The following is a 9,039-nucleotide window of genomic DNA, read 5'->3' on the forward strand; positions in this document are numbered from 1 at the left end:
ATGGTCTTGGAGTCATCGATCACCATGACCTTCAGACCGGACAAGCCGTTGTCGCTCGTATTCAAGTTCACTCAACCCCCCTGGTGCCCGCCCGAGGCTCAGGTAAGGCACACGGGCCGGGCGGATGCCGACCAGTGTGCAGAAAAAACCGCAACTTGTTCTGTGGTTGCGTTCCGATTGCCGGCAACGCACTCAATGCGTTGCTGTTTACCGCCTGACCGCAGCGGCGTCAAGCAAAATCAAGGTGTAGCGCCGGCTCCCCGGACATATCGGCAAACACGTCAGTTCTTGAGCGAGCGCGTCAGAACTTGCCGCTGTGCGCCCCCTCGGCGACCATCCGGGCCTGCCGCGCACGCCACCCGCCAGTCCCCGGCTGCGCACTTTCCTGCCATGGAGCATTTTTCATGCCGCTTTCGGTCGCCGTGCTGATGGACCCCATCCGCGCCATCAAGATCGCCAAGGACTCCACCTTCGCCATGCTGCTGGAGGCGCAACGCCGGGGGTACGACCTGTTCTACATGGAGCAGGACGACCTGGCCCTGCGCGATGGCGTGGCCTTTGCCCGCCTTGCGCCGCTTTCCGTCCGCGACGACCCCGCGGGCTGGTACGAGCTGGGCGCCGCGCAGTGGCGTGAACTGCGCGGAATCGACATGGTGCTGATGCGCAAGGACCCCCCGGTCGACGCCCAGTTCATCTACGACACCATGGTGCTGGAGGCGGCCCAGCGCGACGGCGTCAGGGTGATCAACGATCCGCGCGCCCTGCGCGACTGCAACGAAAAGGTGTTCGCACTGCATTTCCCGCAGTGCATGGCGCCGACGCTGGTCGCACGCGACCCGGCCGAACTTCGCCGGTTCGTCGCCGAGCACGGGGAAGTCGTGCTCAAGCCACTCGATGGCATGGGCGGGCGCGGGATCTTCCGTGTCCGGGCCGGCGACCCCAACCTCAACTCGATGCTCGAGACCCTGGTCGGTGGCGACGCCCATGGCGAGGGCCGCCAGTTCACGGTCGCGCAGAAGTTCATCCCTCAGATCAGCGCCGGCGACAAGCGCGTCCTGCTGATCGACGGCGAACCGGTCCCGTACGCTTTGGCGCGGATCCCGCAGGGGGATGAGTTCCGCGGCAACCTGGCCGCCGGCGGGCGCGGCGAGGGCGTGCCGCTCAGCGAGCGCGACCGCTGGATCACCGCACAGGTCGGCCCTGAATTGCGACGCCGCGGACTGCGATTCGTGGGCCTGGACGTGATCGGCGACTACCTCACCGAGATCAACGTCACATCCCCGACCTGTGTGCGCGAACTGGACGCGCAGTTCGGGCTTAATATCGCCGGACTGCTGTTCGACGCGATCGAGAACGCCCCCGCGTGAGTGCCACTGTCCGCCGCCCCGACACCCCTGACCCGATCGGGGCGACTTTCCTTTTTTCCCTGCTGTTGCACGGCGTGCTGGTGCTCGGCCTGACCTTTCACTTCGCCAGGCCCAGGCCCAGCCTGCCGACGCTGGACGTCACCCTGGTCGACGTCGCCAATCGCGACGCACCGGACAAGGCCGACTTCCTGGCCCAGGCGAACAACCGCGGCGGGGGCAACAGCGATGAGGTTGGCCGGCCGACCGAGCGCCTGTCGGGGCTGCTGCCGGTACCGGGCGAAGGCGTCGCTCCCCTTCCCCGTGAACAGCAGCGCCTGCAGGCCCAGGATGCCACGCCGGACCGCCTGATCACGACCATCGGCAGGAGCCGCCGAAAGGTGGCGAGCGACACGGCGGACAAGGCCCGCCCGGAGCCCGACCAGCCACCTTCCAAGCTCGAGCAGCTCCGGCAGGAGGCCGCCAGGCTGACCGCCGAGCGTGACCGCAGGGTCCAACGCTACGCCAAGCGCCCGATCAAGAAGTTCCTTTCGGCCAACACCGCCGAAGGCATGTACGCGGCCTACCTCCACGGCTGGTTCAAGCGGGTCGAGCGCGTCGGCAACCTCAACTACCCGGAGCAAGCCAGGCGCCAGCACATCCATGGCGACCTGGAGGTGAGCGTGGGCCTGAACCGCGACGGCAGCATCGCGGACATCCAGATCATCCGTAGCTCCGGCTCCACCGTCCTGGACAACGCGGCCAAGCGCATCGTGCATCTTTCGGCGCCCTTCCCGCCCTGGCCACAGGACAAGCAGGGCACGACCATCCTCTACATCGACCGGGTGTGGGAGTTCGGCGTGGACGACACGCTGCGCCATCGTTAGACGCGCGGGTGGCGCATCCCGTCGGGACCCAACGCGGGCGCTTCACATCGGCGGCGTTACAACGGACACCCGCCCTCGCATTACAATGGCCGCATGAGCGCTGTTCCCCAACCGCAGACCCTCGCCGGACATTTTCTGATCGCCATGCCGAGCCTGGCCGAGCCGCCGTTCTCGCGCAGCGTCGCTTTCCTGTGCCAGCACGACGAGGATGGCGCGGTAGGCCTGCTGGTCAACCGGCTGTCCGAGTACCGGCTCGGCGATGTGCTGGCGCAGCTCAAGCTCGACTGCAGCGACCTGGAGCTGGCCGACCGGCCGGTGCTGATCGGCGGCCCGGTGCAGCAGGAGCGCGGCTTCGTCTTGCACCGCGAGCACGGCCACTGGGAGTCCAGTTATCGCATCAACGCGGAATGGTCGGTGACCACCTCGCGCGACATCCTGGTCGCCATGGCCTCCGGCGACGGACCGCAGGATGCCCTCATGGCGCTGGGCTATGCCGGCTGGAGCGCCGGCCAGCTGGAGCAGGAACTGAAGGACAACAGCTGGCTCACCGCCGAGGCCAACGAACGGGTGCTCTTCCACACCCCGCTGGAGGAACGCTGGAGCGCAGCCGCCGGCCTGGTCGGCGTCGATCCGCTCCAGCTTCCGGGCTACGCGGGCCACGCATGACCTCCTCCCGGACGATCGACGGCACGGACCGGCACGCATGAGCTGCGTGTTCGGCTTCGACGTCGGCAGCAAGCTGATCGGCGTGGCCGTCGGGAACACCATCACCGCCAGTGCCCGCGCGCTGGCGGTGGTCGCCGTCCGCGACAGCGGCCCGGACTGGGCGCAGCTGGACGGCCTGCATGGCCAATGGCAGCCCGACACGCTGGTCGTCGGCTTGCCGCTGGCGCCGGACGGCACCGTACAGCCGGCCACGCGCCTGGCCCGCCGTTTCGCAGAACACTTGCGCGAGCGCTATCAGAAACCGGTCGCGCTGGTCGACGAACAGCACAGCTCGCAGGAAGCGGCGCAACGCTTCGCCCAGGCGCGCGCCGCCGGCACGAAGCGCCGCAGCGATGCGGCCACCCTCGACGCCGAAGCCGCCGCGGTGATCCTCGAGCGCTGGCTTGCCGCGGCGTCCGCCTCCCACTAGCTTGAATCAGGCCATCGCATGTTCATCCCTTCCCGCGCCTTCGAACCGCCTGCCATGAACACCCGCCTGCGTCACCTGACCACGCTGGAAAAGCTGCCGCGCGCCTGCATCGAGCGCCTGCTGGACCGGGCTCTTTCGATGCGGGATGCCTGCGCGCATGGCACGCGAAAGCTGGATCTGCTCGCCGGGCGCACCGTGCTCAACCTGTTCTTCGAGCCGTCCACGCGCACCCGCACCTCGTTCGAGCTGGCCGCGCGCCGGCTGGGTGCGGACGTGATCAACTTCGACATCGGCTTTTCCTCCACCAGCAAGGGCGAGGAACTGTTCGACACGCTGCATACGCTCGAGGCGATGCACCTGGACGCCATCGTGGTGCGGCACAAGGCGTCCGGCACGCCGGAGGAGCTGGTACGCCATGCCATGAGCGGCGTCTCGGTGATCAACGCCGGCGACGGCAACCGCGCCCATCCCACCCAGGGCCTGCTCGACGTGATGACGATCCGCGAGCACCGCCCGGATTTCGAGAACCTGGCGGTGGTGATCTGCGGCGACATCAAGCACTCGCGCGTGGCCCGTTCGGACGTCCATGCGCTCACCGCCATGGGCGTGCGCGAAATCCGCCTGTGCGGTCCTGCGCCGCTGATGCCCTCGCAGGAAGAATTCCCGCGCTGCGTGTTCGTCGAGGATTTCGACGAAGCGGTCGCGGGGGCCGACGTGGCCATCATGCTGCGCCTGCAGAAGGAGCGGATGAGCGCCACCGAACTTCCGGACGAGGCCGCCTACTTCGCCCGCTACGGCCTGGATACCCGCCGCCTGGGAATGGCGGCCAAGGGCTGCCTGGTGATGCATCCGGGCCCGATCAACCGGGGCGTCGAGATCGCTTCGGAAGTGGCGGACGGCGCCCAGTCGAAAATCCTCGAACAGGTCGGCAATGGCGTGTTCGTTCGCATGGCCGTGCTGGGCGAGCTGCTGGGGCGCTAGGGCTCCGGAGCAGGCGGGTAGCAAGGCCCCCTCGGACGGGCCGGCCGCCCCCGCCGGCTCGGCGCTCCACTTCCCGCCGTCAGGCATAATTCCCCACCACACCGAATCCAAGGGGATGGAAACCATGCGATCGACGAAGCGCACCCTCGCGCTGGCCCTCGCCGGCCTGCTGCTGGCCGCCTGCGGGCACAAGGACAAGGATGCTCCGCTGGCATTCGCTCCCGCGGATACGCCCTACGTGGTGGCCAACCTGGATGTGCTCGACGACGACACCCGCACTGCCCTGTTCGCCCAGGCGAACGCGCAGATGCCGGCGGAGGTGGCGCAGTTGCGCGCCGCCGCGGACGAGATCGCCGCCAAGGATGCCGACACCGCCAACCTGCTCCGTGCCTTCGCCAAGGAGCTGGATGGCAAGAGCGTCGAAACCTTCGCGCAGGACGCCGGCCTGGACCTCAAGGGCTACTCCGCGCTCTACGGCCTGGGCCTGGCACCGGTGCTGCGCTTCCAGCTCAGCGATGCCGATGCGTTCGAGGGGTTCGTCGGTCGCCTTGAGGCCGCCTACGGCAAGAAGTTCGAGCTCGCCAGCCTCGGCAAGCAGAACTACCGCCGGCATGTTTCGGTCGCCACGGGCACCCAGCTGATCCTGGCCGTGGTCGGCAAGCAGGCGGTCGCCGCGATCCTGCCGGCCGATGCCTCACAGCCCTTGCTGCGCCAGGCGCTGGGCCTGGATCGTCCGGGCCGGAGCCTGCAGGACGATGGCCGCCTGGCCAGGCTCGTCAAAGCCAGGGGCTACCAGAAGTGGGCGGTGGGTGAGCTCGACCTGACCCGCGCCCTGCCCCTGGCTGCCAGCGGCAAGGATCCGCTGTTCAACGCCCTGTTCAAGGCGCGTGCCCAGGCGGAGTCCGCCAAGACCGGCGAGCCGGTGGCCAATCAGCTGCAGATCCCGCCCAGCTGCCAGGCCGATGCCGCGCGCGTCGCCAACCGCGTGCCGGAGCTGAGCTTCGGCTACACCCGCCTGGAGGCCAAGCACCAGGACATGCGCTGGGATGTGTCCCTGGCCAGCGATATCACCCAGGCCTTCAGCGGCCTGAAGGTCGACCTGCCCGGGCTTGGTGCGACGCAGCCGAGCTCGCCGTTCGAGTTCTTCCTGGGCCTGCCGGTCGCGCAGTTGCGCGCGTTCTGGAGCGCCCAGGCCGACGCCGTGACGGCCAAGCCATTCGCCTGCCCCGCGCTCGCCGACCTCAACGACACCTTCGCCAAGCTCGGCCCGGCCATGCAGAAGGCGGCGATCCCGCCGTTCGGCGACCTGCTGGGGATGGGGCTTTCGCTGGACAGCTTCAGCCCGGGCCGGGCCAATGCGATGCCGCAGTTCACCGGCCGGCTCGTGCTGGGTACGAGTAACCCGGCGGGCCTGCTGGCGATGGGCCAGATGATGACTCCCGCGCTGGCGCAACTGAAGCTCACCGCCGACGGGAAGCCGGTGGCCTTGCCGCCGACGCTCGCCAACATGTTCGGCCAGCCGGCTTGGTTGGCGATGGGTCCCAGAAGCCTGGGGTTGGGCGTGGGTGCGGGCGAGGACGCCAGGCTCGCCGGAGCGCTCAAGGCGCCGATCGGCAATGACGGACAGATGCTGCGCATGCACCTGAGCGGTCAGATGTACCTGGACTGGGTGAACCTGATGCAGCAAAAGGCCGACAGCCTCGCCTCGGCCGCGGCGGCCCTCGGCAAGGAGGAACCGTCCGGCGCGGACGACCAGGCGAACAAGGCGGCCACCGAGGCACGCACCAGGGCGCAGTTCGAAGCCATGCGTGCGCAGGCGGCGCGCATCGAGGCGATGGACGCCGAGGCGCACGTCGATGGCCATGGCCTGGTGATCACCAGCCAGACCACACTGAAGTAGGCAACGCAGGCCGAAGGTGTGGCAACGCGGGGCGCCTTCGTGGCGCCCCGTTTGCATCCGGCTCCCGATGCGCATGCGCCAGCCTGCAACACGCGGCTTACGCTCTCTTCGCGCCCGCCGAACCTTCCTTTCAGGCAGCCGTTCACAACGGTAATTGCCACTGAACGCCGATCCGTCCGACGTACACCTCGTTCACGCGGGCCCTGTTGCGATGGTCCACGGTGCAAATGCGCCGTATCGCGACATTCCATCCGAAGGAGAGTGCCATGCGTACCCATTCCGCGTTCCATCGAGCCTTCATCGCCGCCGGCCTGACCGCTGCCTTGGCCGCCGTACCCTTCACGCAGGCCCTCGCGCAGGACGCCGATGCGCAGTCCAGCGGCAGCATGCAGTCCGGCAACCAGACCGTGCCGGGCAAGGTGGACGACGCCTGGATCACCACCAAGGTGAAGTCCGAGTTCGCCACCACCTCCGAGATCCCGGCCAGCAAGATCTCGGTCGAGACCCACGACGGCATGGTGCGCCTGACCGGCACGGTCGCCAGCAACATGGACAAGAACCGCGCCATCCAGGTGGCCCACAACGTCAAGGGCGTCAAGAGCGTGGACGCCACCGGCCTGACGGTGACCGCGGGGGCGGATACGCCCTGATCGCAGGCCTGCGCATCGCCCGATGCGCGCCCGGGAAACGGAAAAGGAGCCCTCGGGCTCCTTTTCTTTCGTGCATCCGGACCTCGTTTCGCCGGAGCTTCTTCGCGTAATGCGCCACCCCGGCGCGACGCTGTCGTGGCTGCGCGGCCGCCCGGCCTGGCCAGCGCCGATCGCGCGCCTCAGCGTCGCAGCATGCCGCCACCGAACTGGTTGTTGTCGCGGTTGTCCTCCAGCTCGACGCCCTCCAGGCCCTGCGACAGGGTGTGTGCATCGCCGCCCTGAGCCAGCTTGATGCGCAGGCGCACTTCGTTGGAACTGTCCGCGTGGCGCAGCGCATCCTCGTAGCTGATCTCGCCCGCGTGATAGAGCTCGACCAGGCTCTGGTCGAAGGTGCGCATACCCAGGTTGACCGACTCCTTCATCACTTCCTTGATCTTGTGGATCTCGCCCTGGCGGATGTAGTCCTGCACCAGCGGCGTGCCCAGCAGCACCTCCACCGCGACGCGGCGCGCCTTGCCGTCGGGCGTGGGGATCAACTGCTGCGCGACGATGCCCTTGAGGTTCAGCGAGAGGTCCATGAACAGCTGCTGGCGCCGGTCCTCGGGGAAGAAGTGCAGGATGCGGTCGATCGCCTGGTTGGCGTTGTTCGCGTGCAGCGTGCAAAGGCACAGGTGGCCGGTTTCGGCGAAGTTGATCGCGTACTCCATCGTCTCGCGCGTACGCACCTCACCGATCAGGATCACGTCGGGGGCCTGGCGCAACGTGTTCTTCAGCGCGTTCTCCCAGTTGTCGGTGTCGATGCCGATCTCGCGCTGGGTGATGATGCAGCCCTCGTGCTTGTGCACGTATTCGATCGGGTCCTCGATCGTGATGATGTGACCGGTGGAGTTCTGGTTGCGGTAGCCGACCATGGCGGCGAGCGAGGTGGACTTACCCGAACCGGTAGCGCCGACGAAGATGATGATGCCGCGCTTGGTCATCGACAGCGTCTTGAGCACCGGCGGCAGCGTGAGCTCCTCGAAGGTCGGGATCTTCGACTCGATCCGTCGCAGCACCATGCCGACGCAGTTGCGCTGGTAGAAGCACGACACGCGGAAGCGTCCGACGCCCTGTGCGGAAACCGCGAACTGGCACTCGTGGGTCTTCTCGAATTCCTCGCGCTGGGCCGGCGTCATGATGGTGAGCACCATGTCGCGCGCCTGCTGCACGCTGAGCGGACTCTGCGTGATCGGCACGATGCGCCCCTGCAACTTCATCGACGGCGCGACGCCCGCGGTGATGAAAAGGTCCGACGCCTTCTTGTGCACCATCAGCTTGAGGAAGGAGGTGAAGTCGAAGTCGCTCATGGCGTGGCTCCTCCCGGAGCGGAAAACGGGGAACAGGGAACGGAAGACGGGGAGCGCGAGGGCTGTCCGCGCACGGGGCTGCCGTCGAACGACGAAGCGGAGCGCGGGGCGGCGGGGCGTCGTGCACCGCGCATTCCCCGTCCCCGCTTCACTTGAACACGTCCTTGTTCTTGGCGTAGCCGATGGCCTCCTGCCGCGAGACCAGGCCGCGCTTGACCAGGTCCTGCAGGTTCTGGTCCAGCGTCTGCATGCCGTACTGCTGGCCGGTCTGGATCGCCGAATACATCTGCGCCACCTTGTCCTCGCGGATCAGGTTGCGGATGGCGGGGATGCCGACCATGATCTCGTGCGCCGCGATGCGGCCGCCGCCAACCTTTTTCAGCAGCGTTTGCGAAATCACCGCGCGCAGCGATTCGGACAGCATCGAGCGCACCATCGGCTTCTCGCCGGCGGGGAACACGTCGATGATGCGGTCGATGGTCTTGGCCGCCGAACTGGTATGCAGCGTTCCGAACACCAGATGGCCGGTTTCCGCCGCGGTGAGCGCCAGCCGGATGGTCTCCAGGTCGCGCAGCTCGCCGACCAGGATGTAATCGGGGTCTTCGCGCAGTGCCGAACGCAGCGCCTCGTTGAAGCCGTGCGTGTCACGATGGACTTCGCGCTGGTTGACCAGGCACTTCTGCGAGGTGTGCACGAACTCGATCGGATCCTCGACCGTGAGCATGTGCCCGTATTCGTTCTTGTTGATGTGGTCGACCATCGCCGCCAGCGTGGTCGACTTGCCCGAGCCGGTCGGG

9 protein-coding genes are annotated in these 9,039 nt (G+C 67.6%); 7 read left to right on the forward strand and 2 right to left on the reverse strand.

Annotated features, from left to right (window positions below):
* The first annotated feature begins 404 nt into the window (after window positions 1–404).
* The 7 genes from gshB to VFH59_RS10810 all read left to right on the forward strand — a co-directional run bounded on the left by gshB (window position 405) and on the right by VFH59_RS10810 (window position 6,896).
* A complete protein-coding gene (gshB, locus tag VFH59_RS10780) occupies window positions 405–1,367 on the forward strand; it encodes a glutathione synthase (RefSeq protein ID WP_325164898.1) in 963 nt (320 codons plus the stop codon).
* Window positions 1,364–2,230 (forward strand): TonB family protein, encoded by an 867-nt coding sequence (locus VFH59_RS10785; RefSeq protein WP_325164899.1) that lies wholly within the window; start codon window positions 1,364–1,366, stop codon window positions 2,228–2,230. The genes gshB and VFH59_RS10785 overlap by 4 nt, the downstream gene beginning before the upstream one ends.
* Window positions 2,231–2,323: 93 nt before the next feature.
* Complete coding sequence (locus VFH59_RS10790) at window positions 2,324–2,896, forward strand: YqgE/AlgH family protein (protein WP_325164900.1); 573 nt, start codon at window positions 2,324–2,326, stop codon at window positions 2,894–2,896.
* Between the two features lie 37 nt (window positions 2,897–2,933).
* The gene (ruvX, locus tag VFH59_RS10795) at window positions 2,934–3,365 is read left to right on the forward strand and encodes a Holliday junction resolvase RuvX (protein WP_325164901.1); all 432 of its coding nucleotides are present in this window, start codon (window positions 2,934–2,936) and stop codon (window positions 3,363–3,365) included.
* Between the two features lie 54 nt (window positions 3,366–3,419).
* On the forward strand, window positions 3,420–4,346 hold the full coding sequence (locus VFH59_RS10800; protein ID WP_325164906.1) for an aspartate carbamoyltransferase catalytic subunit: 927 nt from the start codon (window positions 3,420–3,422) through the stop codon (window positions 4,344–4,346).
* Window positions 4,347–4,470: 124 nt separating this feature from the next.
* Window positions 4,471–6,246: a hypothetical protein gene (locus VFH59_RS10805; protein ID WP_325164902.1), complete on the forward strand. Its 1,776-nt coding sequence runs from the start codon at window positions 4,471–4,473 to the stop codon at window positions 6,244–6,246.
* 266 nt (window positions 6,247–6,512) lie between these two features.
* Window positions 6,513–6,896 (forward strand): BON domain-containing protein, encoded by a 384-nt coding sequence (locus VFH59_RS10810; RefSeq protein ID WP_325164903.1) that lies wholly within the window; start codon window positions 6,513–6,515, stop codon window positions 6,894–6,896.
* A gap of 179 nt (window positions 6,897–7,075) precedes the next feature.
* Here VFH59_RS10810 and VFH59_RS10815 read toward each other — a convergent pair whose 3' ends face one another.
* Window positions 7,076–8,242: a PilT/PilU family type 4a pilus ATPase gene (locus VFH59_RS10815; protein WP_325164904.1), complete on the reverse strand. Its 1,167-nt coding sequence runs from the start codon at window positions 8,240–8,242 to the stop codon at window positions 7,076–7,078.
* 148 nt (window positions 8,243–8,390) lie between these two features.
* Window positions 8,391–9,039 (reverse strand): PilT/PilU family type 4a pilus ATPase (locus tag VFH59_RS10820; protein WP_325164905.1); only part of this gene is annotated, 649 nt, incomplete at its 5' end.

The sequence above is a fragment of the Frateuria sp. genome (genome assembly GCF_035695185.1).
Lineage (GTDB): Bacteria > Pseudomonadota > Gammaproteobacteria > Xanthomonadales > Rhodanobacteraceae > Frateuria_A.

What these genes read in the sequence shown, in the direction of transcription:
- VFH59_RS10800 (WP_325164906.1), top strand. Translation starts at nt 3,420, where the DNA reads ATGAACACCCGCCTGCGTCACCTGACCACGCTGGAAAAGCTGCCGCGC.
- VFH59_RS10815 (WP_325164904.1), bottom strand. Translation starts at nt 8,242, where the DNA reads ATGAGCGACTTCGACTTCACCTCCTTCCTCAAGCTGATGGTGCACAAG.
- VFH59_RS10790 (WP_325164900.1), top strand. Translation starts at nt 2,324, where the DNA reads ATGAGCGCTGTTCCCCAACCGCAGACCCTCGCCGGACATTTTCTGATC.
- VFH59_RS10810 (WP_325164903.1), top strand. Translation starts at nt 6,513, where the DNA reads ATGCGTACCCATTCCGCGTTCCATCGAGCCTTCATCGCCGCCGGCCTG.
- ruvX (WP_325164901.1), top strand. Translation starts at nt 2,934, where the DNA reads ATGAGCTGCGTGTTCGGCTTCGACGTCGGCAGCAAGCTGATCGGCGTG.
- VFH59_RS10805 (WP_325164902.1), top strand. Translation starts at nt 4,471, where the DNA reads ATGCGATCGACGAAGCGCACCCTCGCGCTGGCCCTCGCCGGCCTGCTG.
- gshB (WP_325164898.1), top strand. Translation starts at nt 405, where the DNA reads ATGCCGCTTTCGGTCGCCGTGCTGATGGACCCCATCCGCGCCATCAAG.